The organism is Pseudodesulfovibrio pelocollis, from assembly GCF_030282845.1.
Lineage (GTDB): Bacteria > Desulfobacterota > Desulfovibrionia > Desulfovibrionales > Desulfovibrionaceae > Pseudodesulfovibrio > Pseudodesulfovibrio pelocollis.
Window position 1 is genome coordinate 31,962 of sequence record NZ_JASTWE010000005.1, and the last position, 16,228, is coordinate 48,189.

Sequence of the window (16,228 nt, forward strand, 5' to 3'; positions counted from 1 at the left end):
ATTTCTCCGTTAGTTGACACTGAGGAACAGGAACCGGATCAGGGTGATCAGGCCGATGCCGATGAAGACGAGGGTAAGGATGTTCTCGCCGCGCTTGAAACGGGCGCGTTCCTTGTCCTTGATGAATCCCCACTTCACGGCGATGCGATAGAGGCCGATGCCCACATGCACCTCCACCAGGGGCAGCAGGATCAGGTAGAACACGGCCCAGAAGCCGGACTGGATGCGCTCGGCCGACTTGATGGCGGTGATGGGCAGATCGGTCAGGACCACCCACATGTGGATGGAGCCCATGATCAATATGATCATGGCCGACACGGCCTGGACGACCCACAGCCAGGTGTCGCCGTGGCGCAGCATCCTGGCGTGCTGCCAGATGGTCTTCTGGCCGTCGAAGCCGAAGGGTATCTTCCGGGCCGCGAGCACGAAATGGGTCAGGAAAAGCAGAAAGACGAGGGGGCCGCCGACCTGGGCCATGCCGGTGGCCTCGAAAAATTCCGCGATGGCGTCCATGACGGCCGGGCTGATGACAACGCTGGATACCAGAATCATGTGACACCACATGAACAGGATCAGACCGGCTCCGGACAGCATCTGGACCCAGTCCATGGCGCCGTCCCATTTACCGGTTCTGCCAGCAGGTGCGTAACTGATGGACATTCACTTCCTCCGTTTTGTTGAACACACAAAGTCCCTTGACAAGCAATCCGAATTTTCTATGCCGCGGCAAGGATTCTTGTCAATATTCCCACCAGAAGCGCGGGGAGGAAAGTCCAGCAATTCCGAGCCGGAATCGGCCGTAACCCCCTTTGATTGCTCGGTCAAGCACCCTGGTTTTCGCAGGCGATTTTTTTGGCCGCATTCCTCTGTGGGACATCAAACGAACGTTTGGTGGTGTCTAAATTTCGCCCCGGGGCAGGATTGTGGTATTCATCGCGCCCGGCCTCGGTTAGTGTCGGACCCTGCCGACCAGAACAACCGCAACACCGCTTGCCTCAAACCCATCCCGGTATTATTTCAAATGAATCGACCAATGGAAATCAATCCGACGCCCCTAGGGGGCGCAGCCCTCGGAGAAACAACATGTTCCGTAAAATCATGCTTTTGGGAGTACTCCTCATGGTCCTGACCGGGTGCCAGACGCACACGAACAAGAAAACCCCGACCGGTGTCGGGGTACCGCCCCTGCCCTCGCTGGCCGAGCGCGACGCCAGCGACACGCACATAGTCCGGCTTGAAAACGGCCTGACCGTGCTGATCAAACAGGACGACCGCTTCCCGCTGGTCAACGCCCGCCTCTACGTCCATGCGGGCAGCGCCTACGAGACCCCGGAAATCGCGGGCATCAGCCACCTGCTGGAACACATGGTCTTCAAGGGGACCAAAAAGCGCGGCCCGGGCCAGAGCGCCCGCGACATCGAAACCGTGGGCGGCAGCATGAACGCGGGCACCAGCTTCGATTACACGGTCTATTACGTGGAAGTGCCCGACGACAAATGGAAGATCGGGCTTGACGTGATCACCGACATGGCCTTCAACGCCACCATCGACCCCGACGAGTTGGCCAGCGAGCGGCTGGTGGTACTCGAAGAGCTTGAGCGCGGGGAAGACACCCCGGGCAGTCGGCTCTTCAAGACCCTGCAAGGCATGGTCTGGCAGGGCAGCACCTATGAGTGGCCCATCATCGGCTATCGCGAAACCGTGTCCGCCATCACGGACAAGGACATCCACGCATACGTGGCAACGCACTATCAGCCCCAGTCCATGCTCCTGTCCGTGGTCGGCAAGGTGGACCCGGACGCGGTGCTGACCGAGGCCCGGCGGCTACTGGGCGGGCTGAAGAACACACGGACCTTCTCGCCGCCGGAGCCCATCGCCCTGCCCGCCGAGGGCGACGGCCCCCGGGTGGTCGCGCTGCCCGGCAAGTGGAACAAGGTCTACCTCGGGGCCACCTTCCCCATCCCCCACGCGGCCTCGGCCAAGATTCCCGCCCTTGAACTGCTCTGCCAGCTGCTGGGCGGCGACGATTCCTCGCGCCTGTACCGGACCTTCAAGTATGACAAGCAACTGGTGGACGACATTTCCCTCTCGACCCTGTCCATCGAGCGCGGCGGCATGCTCTACCTGAGCGCCACCCTGGACGCGGACAAGCTCGAACCCTTCTGGACCGAACTCATGGCCGAGCTGGCCTCCTTCGACCCCCAGAGCTTCACCGACCGCGAGATCGAGCGCGCCCGGCTCAACCTGGAGGACTCCCTGTTCCTGACCAAGGAGACCCTCTCGGGGTTGGCCAGCAAGCTCGGCTATTTCCAGTTCTTCGAGAACGGCGAGCAGGCGGAGCAGAACTATCTCTTCGCCCTGACCCAGACCGGCCGCGACGAACTAAGTGCGCTCTACGGGGAGTATGTGCGGCCCGACCGGCTGGCCGCCTGTGTCCTGACCCCCGAGGACAGCGATGTCACGGGCGAAGGCCTGACCGCCATCGCCCAGGCGGGCTGGCCCGCCAGACCGCTCACGGCCGCGCAGCAGGCGGCGAGCCTGCCCGATCAGGCGCGCGAGATCGCCCTGCCCGGCGGCAACACCCTGGTCGTGCTGCCCGACGACACCCTGCCCTACACGGCCATGAGCATCTACTGGACCGGCGGAGACGGCGAACTGACCCCGGACCAGCAGGGGCTGGCAGCCCTGACGGCCAAGGCCCTCACCCGCGGCACCATGGTCATGTCGGCCACCGAGATCCAGGATTTCCTGGCCGATCACGCGGCCAGCGTGGGCGCAAGCTCCGGCCGCAACGTCTTTGCCCTTGAGTCCAAGTTCCCCACCCGGTTCACGGGCGAGGTGCTGCCGTTGCTGCGCGACATCCTCACTGCCCCGGCCTTTGACGCGGCCGAGATCGAGCGCGCCCGGCAGGACCAGATCGCGGCCATCAAGCGGCGCGAGGACCAGCCCCTTGGCCTCGCCTTCCGCCACCTCTTCCCGTTCCTCTACAAGACCGGGCCGTATGCCATGCTCCACCAGGGCACCATCGAGGGCGTGGAGGCCATGACCCAGGAGGACATCATGCGCTTCTGGGGCAGGCAGTCCATGCAGCCCTTTGTCCTGGCCGTGTGCGGCCAGTTCGACAGCCAGGAGATCGAAGCCTTTGCCGCCGAGCTTTCCCGGACCATGACCGCGCCGGGCAGCGCCTACCAGTACACCACCCCGCAGTGGAACGAGGCTCGCGAAACAACGCTGCACCTGCCCGATCGCAATCAATCGCATCTGATCATGGTCTTCCCCGCCCCGGGCCGCACAGACCGCGAGGCCTCGGTCGAACTGGAACTGCTCAAGGCGGCCCTGTCCGGCCAATCGGGCCTGCTCTTCCGCGACCTGCGCGACAAGCAGGGGCTGGCCTACTCGGTCACCTCCATGCTCTGGCAGAGCCGCGAAACCGGCTTCATCGCCCTGTACATCGGCACCAGCCCGGACAAGGTGGACCAGTCCCTGGACGGCTTCCGCCGCATCCTGGCCGATCTTGCGGCCAAACCCCTGCCCGAGGCCGAGCTTGAGCGCGCCCGAAACATCCTCACCGGCGACTACTACCAGGACCACCAGTCCCTCATCTCACGCAGCCGCGAGGCGGCCACCCTGCTCATCCAGGGCTTTGACCGGGGCTACGACCAGGACATCATCGAGCGCGCCCGCACGGTCACGCCCGAGCGGATTCGCCAGCTTGTCCGCGAGTACCTGGACCCGGACAAGGCGTACCTGATGCAGGTCACGCCCTGACGAGCCAAGCCACCCATGAACCACGGGGCCGGACCGCGCAACAGCGATCCGGCCCCTTTTTTCCGACTGCCCGGGCCAAACAGCTTCAAATGCTTGCCCATGTACGCCCGGTGGGCTACAACTCGTCAGCACCGCTTCAAACACCAGCATCGGGGGGACTGACGCATGGCGCTCATTTTCGGCTCGCCCAAGAAGCAGGGCACCTTCAGGGAAGACGTCAAGACCGACCACCGTCTGACCCTGGCCAAGGACATGTACATGGCCGGGAAGATCAAGATCGTGACCACCGAGACCATACCGGGCCGGGAAATCCAGTCCGCCTTCGGCCTCATCGTCTGCCGGAGCTACGTCTTTGACAACGCCTTTCACGGGCTCATGGCCCAGGCCGTGGACGTCAATGCGGACGCCATCATCGGCTACCGCGAGAGCGTGGCCTTCCACCCCGAGGGCGACAAATACTACTCCTGCTACGGCACGGCCGTGCGGATGAAGAAGACCAAGTAGTTTCAGCCTGTTTCGACGCGACAAAGCCCGTCCCCGGCATCTGCCGGAGACGGGCTTTCTGTCGCCGATTTGGCGGCCCGGGTTATTCGCGCATTCCCAGCCGCCTGTCCATGAGCAGGAGGTCGGCCAGGGTCAGGGCGGCCATGGCCTTGAGCACCGGATTGATGCGCGGGATGGCCGCGATGTCGTGGCGGCCGCCCACGGTGATTGTGGCGGCCTCGCCGGTGCGGGTCACGGTGCGCTGCTCGCGGGCGATGGACGGGATGGGCTTGATGAAGGCCCGGACCACTATGTCCTGGCCCGAGGCGATGCCGCCCAGCACGCCGCCCGCGTTGTTGGACGCAAAGCCGTCCGGGGTCATGGGATCGTTGTTCTCGCTCCCCAGCATGCGCGCTGCCCGGCACCCGGCCCCGATCTCCACCGCCTTGACCGCGCCCACGGACATGAGGGCACCGGCCAGCCGGGCGTCGAGCTTGTCAAAGACCGGCTCCCCGAGCCCTGCGGGCACGCCCACGGCGCGGATCTCCACCACCCCGCCCAGGGTGTCGCCCGAGGCCTTGACGCTTCTGACCCGCTCGTCCCAGGCGGCCGGGGCATCTGGGTCCGGGCTGAAATACGGTCGATCCTGCGCCCCCTCCCAGTCCACCAGCCGGGCCGGGATGCCGCCCAACTCCACGGTATAGGCGTACACCGCGATGCCCTCGGTCCGCAGCAGGGCCTGGGCCACGGCCCCGCCTGCCACGCGGCTGACGGTCTCGCGTCCGGACGAGCGGCCCCCGCCGCGATAGTCGCGCAGGCCGAATTTGGCCTCAAAGGAAAAATCCGCATGGCCCGGACGATAGATGTCCTTGACGGCCGAATAGTCGGCCGAGCGGTGGTCGGTGTTGTCCACATGAAAGCCGATGGGTGTGCCCGTGGTCACGCCCTCGAACACGCCGGAGAGGATGCGCACCCGGTCCGCCTCCTTGCGCGCCGTGGCTGCCAATCCGCCCTGGCCCGGCTTGCGGCGATCCAACTCGCGCTGAAGCATGCCCTCGTCCAGGGGGATTCCCGCCGGGCAGCCGTCGATGACGCCCCCCAGCCCAGGGCCGTGGGATTCGCCGTAGGTGGCCAGCCGAAACAGTGTGCCAAAGACATTGCCGCTCATGCTCCATCCCCTAATGGTTGGAAATTTTCATCACATTCTTGGTGTTGCCGAGCAGGACAAGCACATCGCCCTCCTCCAGCGCCTTGTCCGCCTGGGGCACGAAGCTGAAATCCGAATCACCGGCGTGACGAAAGGCGATGACCTGAACCGAGTACTTGTTGGTCAGATTGAGTTCGCGCAGGGTTTTGCCGGTCCACTGGCTGACGAGGATCTCGCGGGTGACCACGTCCTTGCCCAGGCCGAGGTAGTCGTGCAAGCCGGGAGCGGCCAGCCGGTGGGCAAGCTGAAAGGCCACGAAGGCCTCGGGAAAAACCACGAAGGGAACACCCAGCTTGTAGAGCACCCGCTCATGCTCCTCGCTCATGGCCTTGACCCATATCTGGTCCACGCCCAGCGCCTGAAGGTTGAGTACCACAAGGATGCTCGCCTCCATGGACGATCCGGTGGAGACCACCACGGTCTCAAGCTCCTTGAAGCCGATCTGCTCCAGGGCCTTCTCGTCGGTGGCGTCGGCCTGGTAGACCTGCGTAAGCATACCCTGCGCCCGGCGGATGTTGGCCTCGCTGCGGTCCACACCGACCACCTCGTGCCCAAGCTCGATCATGGCCGAGGCCAGGGCGAAGCCGAACTTGCCGAGCCCCACGACGCCGATTTCCATCTTCCTGCTCATTTTCGCTCCTTGGCTAGCCCAGCGGCAGGTTTTCGGTGGGCACACGGTAATGGCACTCCGTCTGCCAGCTGTGCAGGGCGGACAGCAGCCACATCGGCCCGAGCCTGCCCACGAACATCAAGACCACGATCATTCCCTTTTCCGCCCCGTTGAGGCTTGCCGTCAAGCCTGTGGACAGCCCCACCGTGCAAAAGGCCGAAATGACCTCGAACATGTTGACCATGAACTTGTCACGGCCCATGAGATAGGAGTGCCCAACCGTCTCCAGTGAGGTCAGCGCAATGGTCCCCACAGCCACCAGGATGGTGGCGATGATGAAGAGGGAAAACACGGTGTTCAGCGCGCTCTGGCTCAAGGCGTACCGCCCCACGCGGACTTGGTCGCGCCCCCTGAACTGGGCGAGCACAAACCCCCACAGGGCGCGAAACGAAGTGGTCTTGATGCCCCCCGCGCACGAGCCGGGCGAGCCGCCGATGAACATGAGCGCCATCATGAAGACCAGCGACACGTTCGACATCATTCCTATGTCAACGGTGTTGAATCCGGCCGTTCGGCAGGTGACCGACTGGAAGAGCGAGGTCAGCAACCGGGTGGACGGGTCGGCTGGGCCGGTCCCGGCCACCCCCTCGGCCACGAATATGACTGCGGCTCCAGCGACCACCAGAAACAGTGACGTGCGCAACACGATGGTGGAATGCCAGCTGAGAAGATAGCTTCCCCTGCGCGCCGGGCGCCGCCCGAGCAGCACCGATTTTACCAGCCCTGCGCACTCGTTGAGCACGAAGAACCCAAGCCCCCCGGCGGTGATCAGGAGCATGAAGACCATGTTGATGCCCACGTGGCCCTGCCATTGGGTCAGGCTGTCCGGATACAGGGAAAACCCTGCATTGCAGAAGGCGGAAACCGAATGAAACACAGCGGAATAGGGCGAAAACCCCACCGGGTCCATCAACCACAGGCAGAGCGCGCCCACGGCCTCAAGGGCCAGCACCCAGCCCACCACCCGACCCAGGAAACGGGGCAGACTGAATGAGGGATCATGCAACAGGCTCTGGCTCACCGCGATGCGGTCGCCAAGGGAGACGTGCTTGCCCATGAGGTGCAGAATCAGCGTGGTGAAGGTCATCATACCCAGGCCGCCGAGTTGGAAGAGCACCAGGATGACGTGCTGCCCAAAAAGGGAGAAGTAGCTCCCGGTGTCAACCACGACCAACCCGGTGACACAGACGGCAGAGGTGGCGGTGAAGACAGCATCCAACAGCGAGATCGGCCCGCCCGGATGGCTGGTGTCCAGGCGAAGCAGGGTCGCCCCCACGGCTATGGCCCCGGCGAAGAGCCACACTGGCATCCAATACGGGGACAGGAGTCTTGATCGCATCATTCGGTCCGGACGGCGTGGTTTGATCGTTTTCTGACGTGGCTGCTTGTCGGTCATCAGACTAGTATACCCGGCCGACGTTGCTGTCAAAATGGGTCAGGCGAGCCGCTCCAGTTCCCCGAGGGCCCTGTCCACCACCGCGTCGAGCGGCCCCTCGGGCAGCACGATATCGGCGCAGGCCTCGTAGAGCGGGGCGCGCGCGGCCAGCACCTCGCGCACCTCGTCGGCCAGGGACTTGCCGGTCAGGGAGGGCCGCTGGGCCTCGTTGGGGTTCCGTGTCAGCCGCGCCGTCAGGGTCTCGACCGAGGTTTGGAGATAGAGAACCACCCCGGTCCTGAGAATTGCCCGATTGCCCTCGCGCAGGACGATGCCGCCCCCGCAGCCGACCACTCCGGGCAATGCCGCCGCCCGCTTGAGGGCCTCGGTCTCGCGGTCGCGGAAGGCGTCCCAGCCGTGCTCGGCCACATAGTCGGCGATCTCGCAGCCCACGGCTTCGACCACCAGATGGTCCGTATCCACGAACCCGCAGTCCAGGCAACGGGCCAGGGCGCGGCCCACGCTCGTCTTGCCGCAGCCACGCGGGCCGATGAGAAATATGGTCTTTTTTGCATCCATGGCCGGACAGTAGAGCAAAACCCCGGCCTGTTCAATGGTGGGGTGGTGATCCGTCTTTGCAATCGCCGGGAATGCTGATAGGTTCACCCGGCCAACGCAACATCGAGCACGGGAGTCGTCCATGAAGACCGCAATTTTCGGATTTTCCGGTTCCGGCAAGACCGATCTTTTCGCCGCCCTGGCTGGCCCCTCGGCCGCGGCCGCTGGCAACCGGGCCATGGTCAAGGTGCCCGACAGCCGCCTGGACCCCCTCATCGAGCTTTTTGATCCCAAAAAGGTAACCTACAGCGAGATCGAATACCTCGACATCCCGGGCGGCGGGGGCAAGGGAACCGGGCTGGGCGAGCGCGTGCTCAACGAAGTCCGCCCCTACGACTGCTTCATCGGCGTGCTCGACGCCTTCTCCGGCATGAACGATCCCAAGGTCCAGTGGCAAGCCATCGAGGCGGACATGATGGTCACGGACATGGCCGTCATTGAAAAACGCCTTGAAAAGCTCGCGGTGGACAAGAAAAAGAACAAGGCCCTGGTGGACCTCAAGGAAGAGGACGCCCTGGCCCGGGCCATGGCCATGCTCGAAGCGGAGCGCCCACTGCGCACCGATCCGGCCGTGGCCGGTCTGCCGGAACTCAAGGGCTACAAGTTCCTCTCGGCCCGGCCCATTCTCTATGTCTGGAACTGCCCCGAGGGCGATGAGGCGTCCGTGGCCCTGCCCGAGGAAACGATGGGCATGGCCCACATGGCGGCCTCGGCCAAGCTTGAACGCGAACTGGCCGAAGTGGACGACCCCGAAGAAAAGCGCATGTTCCTCGATGATCTGGGCATCGCCTGCTCCGCCCTGGAGACGGTCATCGCCAAGACCTACCACCTGCTCGGACTCATCTCATTCCTCACCGCAGGCGAGGACGAATGCCGCACCTGGCCCCTGCGCAGGGGCTCCACAGCGCCTCAGGCGGCCGGGGTCATTCATTCCGACTTTGAAAAGGGATTCATCCGGGCCGAGGTCATCGGCTACGAGGACTTCCTGCGGGCGGGTACCTTCAAGAAGGCCAAGGAGCTGGGTCTGGCCCGGCTCGAAGGCAAGGAATACGTGGTCCGCGACGGCGACATCATCGAGTTCCGCTTCAACGTCTGAGCCCGGGCGAACGGCTCCACCAGGTTCACACCCCGCCGGGTTCCTGGGGATCGGACCGCCCTTCCCGTGCTTCGTCTCGCAGTTCGCACGCGCGCTCGAACACAGCCGCCCGCTCCAGCATGGCTTCCATGGGCATGACCACCCTTGCGGCCAGGGCATAGGCCTCCAAGAACTCCCGCCGCTCGTCGTCGGTCCGGCAATACGCGCCCACCTGAACCGTCGCGGCCCCGGACATGAACAGGCCCACATCCACCCAGCGGGTAGACACGCCCCCGTTCTCCCAGTCCACAAGCCAGGCCCGTTCCCTGTCCTCGTCCACGATGAAGTCCGACGGCTGGGCCGAGCCGTGGGTCACCACCCGATCTTCTCCCGTCAACAGCCTCGCGGCCCGCTGCGCCAGCCGATTCAACTCCGCGCCATGCGCTTGCGTGTCCATGGCCTCGTTCCCGCCGCACATGCCGTACACGTCCATGACCGGCTCCTCGCGCACCACGAACCTTCCGTCGGCGGGCAGGGAATGAATCAGGCCCAGGGTCTGGGCAGCCAACCGCCAGTGGGTGTCGCAGGCAAGGGGTCGCCCTGTCAAAAACTCCATGAGCAGCGCACCCGTGGGTTGACCGTCCACCTCGGCCGCCTCGTCGCAGAAGAAGGGCCGGGGCGTGACCCCGGACCGGCGGACGGCCTGCAACACCGCGAACTCGTAAGCGATGCGCGCCATGAGTCCGAATCCGCCGCCGCGTGTCAGCCGCAGGAGATACCGGCTCTCCCCATACAACTCATCCACGGTGATCACGAAGTTGTCATTGTTCCAGCGCGACCCCAGGGACACGATCTGGTTTTCCGGGTCTTCGGAAAGCAGCCACCCTTTTCCCCGCAGGAATGCGGCGACAGCCTGAACCGACCTCTTGGTTTCCATCATCCGCACCGCACTCCTCGCGAACTTTCGCACCAAAACACTTGCCTTAAATAAGAACAGGAACTATTATCTAATTATGAGCACAAACAACGCCGACACCACCCTGCGCGAGGTCGCCATCGAGTTGGGCGATTGCCGCTCCTGCCGGGGCTGCATCGACCTCAATCCCGATGTCTTCGAATGGGACGAGGTTCTGGACATGCCCTTTGTCAACCGGTCCGAGGTGAGTGAGGACGAGGTCCAGGACATCATGAACTGCTGCCCCGAGGGCTGCATCGTCTTCGTGGATGATTAGCGACAGCGGCCCGGCTCACTTGCCCTCCCCGCTTTTGGGCGGCAGGGAGCACGACTCGCTACAGCAAGTGCCGAAGAGAAAACCGCAATAGGTATGAAAAACGCGGGTCTGCCGCTCGCGCTGCTCGTCGGTGAGCGGTGTGACCGCCGCCCGGGCCACCATGTCCTGCAAGGTGTCCCAGTCGGGCAGCGCGGCCATGCCCGTGGCCACCACCTCGCCGGTGGAAACGTCCATGAGCGAGGCGGTCATGGTGTCCGTGACCAGCGCATAGGGCACTGGGCCGTCCTTGATGAGTCGCCCGGCACACACGGTCTCCCGCTCGAAGCTCCCCACATTGCCCGCACAGAAAAGAATGATGAAGATAGGCCTGCCCTGGTCGTCATAAACCACGTAGTCCAGCGGCCGCTCGAACGCCTCGCCCTCGACGCGATAGGTCAGCCCCACCTTGGCCTTGATTCGCTCGCGCGGATACCCCTTCTCCTCCACCAGCAGCCGCGCCAATGCCTGCCGAAACTCCTCGAAGGTGGTCTCGTCGATCTCCTCGCCGCTCAAATAATCGCGCAAGGTGCCGCCCAGGCTGGTTTCGTGCATGGCGCTCCCTCCGTTTTCGCTCATTGTCCCATTAATTTTCCCACAGTCTACGGCACGCACCTCGTCACGTCCACCTCCCAGACAGGCAACTCGGCCCCGCCCACGCAAAGGGGGAGCCTTTGTTGGAAGGCTCCCCCTGGTTTGCATGAGACAAGGACCAGACTACGGCATCAGGCTCCTGCCCGCCTCAACCGCCAGGTTGAAGAGCGGGGCCGGGACCATGCCCGCCAGCAGCACCGCGCCAGCCAGCAGCCCGGCTCCGGCCGAGGCGAACCAACTGTTGTCCGGGGCCGGAGTCAGATCCGGGGTCTTGTCTTCGGTGAAGGCATGACGGAACAGGCTCAGGTAGTAGTAGATGGCGATGGCCGAGTTGAGCACCAGGGTGATGACCAGCCAGTTGTAGCCATGATCCCAGGCCGAGGTGATCAGGAAGAACTTGCCCATGAAGCCCATGGTGGGCGGCAGGCCGACCAGGGCAAAGGCTCCGGCGGCCAGCGAAAAGGCCAGCACCGGAGCTTTCTTGTACAAGCCATTGAGATCATTCAGCTTGAGGTTGCGTCCATCCACGGCCACCCGGCAGACCACCCAGAACACGAGCAGGTTCATGACCAGATACGCCAAGGCGTAGAAGGCGGCTGCGGCCAGCCCCTCGGAGGTGCCGCTGACTAGACCGACCATGATGTAGCCCGCGTGGGCCACGGACGAGAACCCGAGCAGCCGCTTGATGTCCGTCTGGGCCAGGGCTGCGAGGTTTCCATAGGTCATTGAGAGGGCGCCGAGCACAGCCAGCAGCGTGGTGATCTCCAGGCCCGGCTTCAGGAACACGGCCAGCCGCGCCAGGATGACGATGGCGCCCATCTTGGGCAGCGTGGCCACAAAGGCGGCGGTTTCGTTGCTGGCCCCCTGGTACACGTCCGGGCACCAGAAGTGGAACGGGAACAGGGCCAGCTTGAAGAACATGCCGCCCAGGAAGAGGCACAGGCCGACCACGGCCATGGGCTGGTCCGCAAAGGTCCACGACTTGTGCATCAGTTCGGCGATGTACGTGGTGTGCTGGCTGGCCATGATGTACGACAGACCATACAGGGCCAGGGCCGTGGCCACCGCGCCAAACAGGATGTACTTGACGCCCGCCTCGGCCGCGCCCTTGTTCTTGGCGCGCAGGGGGATGACCGCATAGAGGCTGTAGGAGGCCAACTCCAAAGCGAGGTAGATGGTGATCAGCTCCACCGCCGAGGAGAGCATCATCAGCCCCAGGGCGGAGAAGCCGAGCATCATGTAGTAGTCGCTGCGCTTGCCCTCGGCCAGCGTGGGTTGGCGCGCGGCGTTGATGACCGTGACAAAGAAACCGAACGCGATGGCGATCTTGAAGAACTGGGACATCATGTCTACCCTGTAGACATCCCAGAGCATCAGGCCTTCGTGGCCGTAGTTGACGATGGCCACGAAGAAGCCGAGGCCGGCGCCAAAGGGCAGCCATTTCTCCACCACGGGTTTCCATTCCCTGTCGCCGAGGCTTTGAATCATCAAAACCAGGACCAGACACAGGAAGTACAGTTCCGGAACAACCAGAGTGATATCAAAGTTCACGTCTGCCACTCCCTATTGCTTGTCCGCAACGACACCGAAGATGGCGGTTGCGGCGGTTTGCATGGGCTGCTCGGTCTCCAGGTGGGCGACCTTGCGCCTGTCGAAGTTCTCCAGCAGCTTTTCGACTGACGGGTCGATGACCTTGAAGAACAGGGCCGGGTTGAGCCCGATCCAGAGCACGAACACCGCCGGAATGGTCAGGTAGACCCACTCCCTGGCGTTGAGATCCTTCCAGTTCCTGGCCGTGGCGGGCTTGCCCCAGGCCATCTTGAGCGACACGCGGAACATGTAGGCCGCGGCCAGCAGCGCGCCGGGCACGCAGAGCATGCCGATCCAGATGGACTTCTGGAAGGCGCCCACAAAGACCAGTATCTCGCCCACGAACCCGTTGGTGCCCGGGAAGCCGAAGGAGGCCAGGGCCATGAGTCCCCAGAAGAACATGAAGGCGGGCATGTACTTGCCAAGCCCCATGTTCTTCTCGATGTCGCGGCTGTGGCTGCGTTCGTAGACCGCGCCGATCATCATGAAGAGCGCGCCGGTGACGATGCCGTGGTTGAGCATCTGGAAGAGCGCGCCTTCCACGCCGCGCACGTTGAACAGGAATATGCCCAGGGTGACGAAGCCCATGTGGCCCACCGAAGAGTAGGCGACCAGCTTCTTGATGTCCGTCTGGCCCAGGGCGATGGCTCCGCCGTAGATGATGGAGACAATGGATATGGCGATCATCATCGGGGCGAAGTATTCACTGGCCGCCGGGGTCAGCGGCAGGCAGAAGCGCAGGAACCCGTAGGTGCCCATCTTCAGCAGCACGGCCGCCAGGATGACGGAACCGGCCGAGGGCGCCTGCACGTGCGCCGCCGGAAGCCAGGTGTGGAACGGGAACATGGGCACCTTGATGGCAAAGGCCAGCGCCATGGCCAGGAATGCCCAGAACTGGAAGCGGAAGGTGAAGACGTGTTCCATCAACTCCGGGATGGCGAAGGTGCCGCCCGTGATCCTGAAGGCCACGATGGCCGCCAGGAGCAGGGTCGAACCGGCCAGGGTGTACAGGAAGAACTTGAGGGATGCGTACTTCCTGTCGTCTCCGCCCCAAACCGCGATGAGCAGGTACATGGGGATGAGCATGGCCTCCCAGAAGACGTAGAACAGGACGAAGTCAAGGGCGCAGAACACGCCCAGCACCGCCGAGGTCATGAACAGCAGGCAGAAGTGGAACTCCTTGACCCGCTTGCCGATGTAGGTCCAGGAACACATGACGCAAAGCGGCAGCACCGCCAGCGTCAGCCAGACCATGAGTATGCTGATTCCATCCACGCCGAGGTAGTATTCCAGGCCCCATTGATGGACCCAGTGATGACGCTCGACGAACTGGAAGTCCGCGTTTGGTGTATAGCCGAGCAGGGGCACGGCCAGAAGAAGCTCGATGACGGACACCACGAAGGTGTACATCCGCACGACCTGCGGAGCCCGCAGGAAGAAGAGTCCGCAGGCCGCGACGAGCGGGAAAAGGATCAACAGTGTGAGTACCGGATATCCGAAGTCCAAAGCTAGCTCTCCTTAGATTGTCCGGCTTAGCCGAAGTACCAAACAAGGGCGAAGATGCCCAGGCCAAGAACGGCGGCATACGCCAGGTAGTCTTGCAGGCTCGCGTTCTGGACCTTGGCCCCCGCCCTGCCGATGTTCCTGACGGTGTAGGCGCTTCCGTCCACCACGGTGTCGATACCCTTCTTGTCGAACCAGGAGGTGCCGTCGCCCATGCCGATCAGCGAGCGCAGACCGGCCGTGCGGTAGACCTCGGTCCAGAAGTCGTCAACCTTCGAGACTGGCCAGCACAGGGTCCGCATGACCACGCGGCCGATGAGCCGGTAGAACCAGTCGAAGTCGAGGTTCAGCTTGGCATGCGGCGTGATGATGGCGCGGGTCAGGTAGAAGGCCAGCCCCGAGAATCCGAGCAGCAGGCCGGAGTTGATGACCTTGTCGATGGTCCAGGGATTGAAGGAGTAATCCGAGGCGAACGGCAGGTAGCGGTAGAGCATGTCGGGGTAGACGCCTTGGGCGATGCACAGCAGGCCGGTCAGGGCCATGCCCACGTACATGTTGACCGGGATGGGCTTGATCTCGCCCACGTAGTCCCGCTTGCCGCCCCAGAAGGCGAAGTACGGCAGCTTGATGCCCACCGAGATGAACGTGCCCACCGCCGCGATCTCCATGCCCAGGGCCAGCAGCGTATGATGCGCCTCGGCCGCCCCGGCGATGGTCATGGTCTTGGAGATGAATCCGTTGAACAGCGGCATGCCCGAGATGGACAGGGCCGCCACCATGTACCAGACCATGACCCACGGCAGCCGGTAGGCCAGCCCGCCCAGCTTGTCGAGCTTGGCCGTGCCCACCGCGTAGAGCAGGCAGCCGGTGCCCATGAAGAGCAGACCTTTATAGAGGATATGGGCATAGGCGTGGGCGATGGCGCCGTTGAGCGTCATGGCCGTGCCGATGCCGATGCCCGCCACCATGTACCCCACCTGGGAGACGATGTGGTACGAGAGGATGCGCCGGGCGTTGTTCTCGATGCACGCGTACAGGACGCCGAAGACCGCCATGCAGGTACCGGCTATGGCCAGAACCTCCCAGCCCGCGAAGCCCCGGCAGAGCACGTAGACCGCAGTCTTGGTGGTGAAGGCGCACATGTACACCGCGCCGCCGATGGAGGCGCGGGGGTAGGCGTCGGGCAGCCAGGCGTGCAGGGGCACCACCGCGGCGTTGACGCAGAAGCCGATGAGGATCAGCCAGTCGTAGAGCTGGGCCGCGCCGGGCTCGACGCCGATGAAGGCGAAGGAGCCGGTGGCCTTGAACTTGAGCAGCAGGCCGGCCAGCAGGAACAGGCCGCCCACCGTATGATACATGAAGTAGCGGAAGCCCGCGCCCACCGATTCCTTGGTCCGGGCCTGCCAGATGAGGAACGTGGAGCCGATGCTCATCAGTTCCCAGAACAGGAAGACCGTGAGCAGGTCGCCCGCGAAGACGCAGCCGAACCCGCCAGCCACATAGAGGGAGCCGCAGACATAGTGCCCCCGGTCCTCCACATGCATGCCGTAGATGGCACCGGCCACCGCGATGACCGCGAAGACCTGGCCGAAGACGATGGACAGCTTGTCCACCCGGCCAAGGACCAAGGCCTGGTCGAGATAGCCGATGGCACCGTACATGCCCGGCTCGATGGTCATGATGCTGGCCAGGGCGATGAAGGGCGGCAGCAGCGCCAGCGCGCCGCGAAAGGCCTTGTTCATCCACTGTTCTTTGGGGATAAACGGCACCAGGAGCGCCAGGGCCAGGAACGCCACGGAGGGATGGTAGAAGCTAATCTCCATAGTAGTCCTCCTTTCTGGCGATGAAGGGTTGAATGATCTTTTTCATGATGATGACCATCCCAAGGCCGACCACAAGGCCGAATCCGGCGAAGAACCCGGGGTACTTGTCGAGGCCGAAGTGCGGGTGATGCGTGACAAAGGGGACGTTGAGCACCAGCAGCACGGCCAGCACCACGAAGAAGATGATCTTCCACGTCTTCCTGTTGTCTCTCCATTTGGCGAGCAGCTCGCCCAGTCCGTTCTGACTCATTATA

General features: G+C 63.6%; 15 protein-coding genes. 4 read left to right on the plus strand and 11 right to left on the minus strand.

Annotation, left to right across the window (positions count from 1 at the left end; genetic code table 11):
- Positions 1-9 precede the first annotated feature (9 nt).
- Positions 10-660, minus strand: coding sequence for a succinate dehydrogenase/fumarate reductase transmembrane subunit (locus QQS14_RS03030; RefSeq protein WP_285905424.1), 651 nt, complete (start codon positions 658-660; stop codon positions 10-12).
- A 423-nt stretch (positions 661-1,083) separates the two neighbouring features.
- On the opposite strand from QQS14_RS03030, the gene QQS14_RS03035 reads away from it, so the two are divergent.
- Positions 1,084-3,768, plus strand: a complete 2,685-nt coding sequence (locus QQS14_RS03035; RefSeq protein ID WP_285905425.1) for a M16 family metallopeptidase — start codon at positions 1,084-1,086, stop codon at positions 3,766-3,768.
- Between the two features lie 165 nt (positions 3,769-3,933).
- Positions 3,934-4,272, plus strand: coding sequence for a hypothetical protein (locus tag QQS14_RS03040; RefSeq protein WP_285905426.1), 339 nt, complete (start codon positions 3,934-3,936; stop codon positions 4,270-4,272).
- 82 nt (positions 4,273-4,354) lie between these two features.
- Here the strand turns inward: QQS14_RS03040 and aroC are convergent, their stop codons facing one another.
- The 4 genes from aroC to aroL all read right to left on the minus strand — a co-directional run bounded on the left by aroC (position 4,355) and on the right by aroL (position 8,082).
- Positions 4,355-5,419, minus strand: a complete 1,065-nt coding sequence (gene aroC / locus QQS14_RS03045; protein ID WP_285905427.1) for a chorismate synthase — start codon at positions 5,417-5,419, stop codon at positions 4,355-4,357.
- A 10-nt stretch (positions 5,420-5,429) separates the two neighbouring features.
- Positions 5,430-6,089 carry a potassium channel family protein gene (locus tag QQS14_RS03050; RefSeq protein WP_285905428.1) on the minus strand — a complete coding sequence of 220 codons (660 nt, stop codon included), beginning with the start codon at positions 6,087-6,089 and terminating at the stop codon, positions 5,430-5,432.
- A gap of 13 nt (positions 6,090-6,102) precedes the next feature.
- Positions 6,103-7,467, minus strand: a complete 1,365-nt coding sequence (locus tag QQS14_RS03055) for a TrkH family potassium uptake protein (protein ID WP_285905429.1) — start codon at positions 7,465-7,467, stop codon at positions 6,103-6,105.
- Positions 7,468-7,563: 96 nt separating this feature from the next.
- The gene (gene aroL / locus QQS14_RS03060; RefSeq protein WP_285905430.1) at positions 7,564-8,082 is read right to left on the minus strand and encodes a shikimate kinase AroL; all 519 of its coding nucleotides are present in this window, start codon (positions 8,080-8,082) and stop codon (positions 7,564-7,566) included.
- Positions 8,083-8,203: 121 nt separating this feature from the next.
- On the opposite strand from aroL, the gene QQS14_RS03065 reads away from it, so the two are divergent.
- Positions 8,204-9,217, plus strand: a complete 1,014-nt coding sequence (locus QQS14_RS03065) for a DUF933 domain-containing protein (RefSeq protein WP_285905431.1) — start codon at positions 8,204-8,206, stop codon at positions 9,215-9,217.
- Positions 9,218-9,242: 25 nt separating this feature from the next.
- Here QQS14_RS03065 and QQS14_RS03070 read toward each other — a convergent pair whose 3' ends face one another.
- A complete protein-coding gene (locus tag QQS14_RS03070; protein ID WP_285905432.1) occupies positions 9,243-10,133 on the minus strand; it encodes an aminoglycoside phosphotransferase family protein in 891 nt (296 codons plus the stop codon).
- A 76-nt stretch (positions 10,134-10,209) separates the two neighbouring features.
- Here QQS14_RS03070 and QQS14_RS03075 point away from each other — a divergent pair, with 76 nt between their 5' ends.
- Positions 10,210-10,428 carry a 4Fe-4S domain-containing protein gene (locus QQS14_RS03075; protein ID WP_285905433.1) on the plus strand — a complete coding sequence of 73 codons (219 nt, stop codon included), beginning with the start codon at positions 10,210-10,212 and terminating at the stop codon, positions 10,426-10,428.
- A 15-nt stretch (positions 10,429-10,443) separates the two neighbouring features.
- On the opposite strand, the gene QQS14_RS03080 is transcribed toward QQS14_RS03075, so the two are convergent.
- The 5 genes from QQS14_RS03080 to QQS14_RS03100 all read right to left on the minus strand — a co-directional run bounded on the left by QQS14_RS03080 (position 10,444) and on the right by QQS14_RS03100 (position 16,224).
- Complete coding sequence (locus QQS14_RS03080) at positions 10,444-11,019, minus strand: type I restriction enzyme HsdR N-terminal domain-containing protein (protein ID WP_285905434.1); 576 nt, start codon at positions 11,017-11,019, stop codon at positions 10,444-10,446.
- Positions 11,020-11,181: 162 nt separating this feature from the next.
- The gene (locus tag QQS14_RS03085; protein ID WP_285905435.1) at positions 11,182-12,609 is read right to left on the minus strand and encodes an NADH-quinone oxidoreductase subunit N; all 1,428 of its coding nucleotides are present in this window, start codon (positions 12,607-12,609) and stop codon (positions 11,182-11,184) included.
- Positions 12,610-12,621: 12 nt separating this feature from the next.
- Positions 12,622-14,154 (minus strand): complex I subunit 4 family protein, encoded by a 1,533-nt coding sequence (locus tag QQS14_RS03090; protein WP_285905436.1) that lies wholly within the window; start codon positions 14,152-14,154, stop codon positions 12,622-12,624.
- A 26-nt stretch (positions 14,155-14,180) separates the two neighbouring features.
- Entirely contained in the window at positions 14,181-15,974 is a 1,794-nt protein-coding gene (locus tag QQS14_RS03095) for a Na(+)/H(+) antiporter subunit D (protein ID WP_285905437.1), read from the minus strand.
- Positions 15,964-16,224, minus strand: a complete 261-nt coding sequence (locus tag QQS14_RS03100; RefSeq protein WP_285905438.1) for a hypothetical protein — start codon at positions 16,222-16,224, stop codon at positions 15,964-15,966. Before QQS14_RS03100 ends, QQS14_RS03095 begins: the two co-directional genes overlap by 11 nt.
- Positions 16,225-16,228: the final 4 nt, after the last annotated feature.

Bases quoted from the DNA above. Each gene is read 5' to 3' on its own strand.
- QQS14_RS03095 (WP_285905437.1), bottom strand. From the start codon at position 15,974: ATGGAGATTAGCTTCTACCATCCCTCCGTGGCGTTCCTGGCCCTGGCG.
- aroC (WP_285905427.1), bottom strand. From the start codon at position 5,419: ATGAGCGGCAATGTCTTTGGCACACTGTTTCGGCTGGCCACCTACGGC.
- QQS14_RS03065 (WP_285905431.1), top strand. From the start codon at position 8,204: ATGAAGACCGCAATTTTCGGATTTTCCGGTTCCGGCAAGACCGATCTT.
- QQS14_RS03035 (WP_285905425.1), top strand. From the start codon at position 1,084: ATGTTCCGTAAAATCATGCTTTTGGGAGTACTCCTCATGGTCCTGACC.
- QQS14_RS03055 (WP_285905429.1), bottom strand. From the start codon at position 7,467: ATGCGATCAAGACTCCTGTCCCCGTATTGGATGCCAGTGTGGCTCTTC.
- QQS14_RS03100 (WP_285905438.1), bottom strand. From the start codon at position 16,224: ATGAGTCAGAACGGACTGGGCGAGCTGCTCGCCAAATGGAGAGACAAC.
- QQS14_RS03080 (WP_285905434.1), bottom strand. From the start codon at position 11,019: ATGCACGAAACCAGCCTGGGCGGCACCTTGCGCGATTATTTGAGCGGC.
- QQS14_RS03070 (WP_285905432.1), bottom strand. From the start codon at position 10,133: ATGGAAACCAAGAGGTCGGTTCAGGCTGTCGCCGCATTCCTGCGGGGA.
- QQS14_RS03030 (WP_285905424.1), bottom strand. From the start codon at position 660: ATGTCCATCAGTTACGCACCTGCTGGCAGAACCGGTAAATGGGACGGC.
- QQS14_RS03050 (WP_285905428.1), bottom strand. From the start codon at position 6,089: ATGAGCAGGAAGATGGAAATCGGCGTCGTGGGGCTCGGCAAGTTCGGC.
- QQS14_RS03040 (WP_285905426.1), top strand. From the start codon at position 3,934: ATGGCGCTCATTTTCGGCTCGCCCAAGAAGCAGGGCACCTTCAGGGAA.
- aroL (WP_285905430.1), bottom strand. From the start codon at position 8,082: ATGGATGCAAAAAAGACCATATTTCTCATCGGCCCGCGTGGCTGCGGC.
- QQS14_RS03075 (WP_285905433.1), top strand. From the start codon at position 10,210: ATGAGCACAAACAACGCCGACACCACCCTGCGCGAGGTCGCCATCGAG.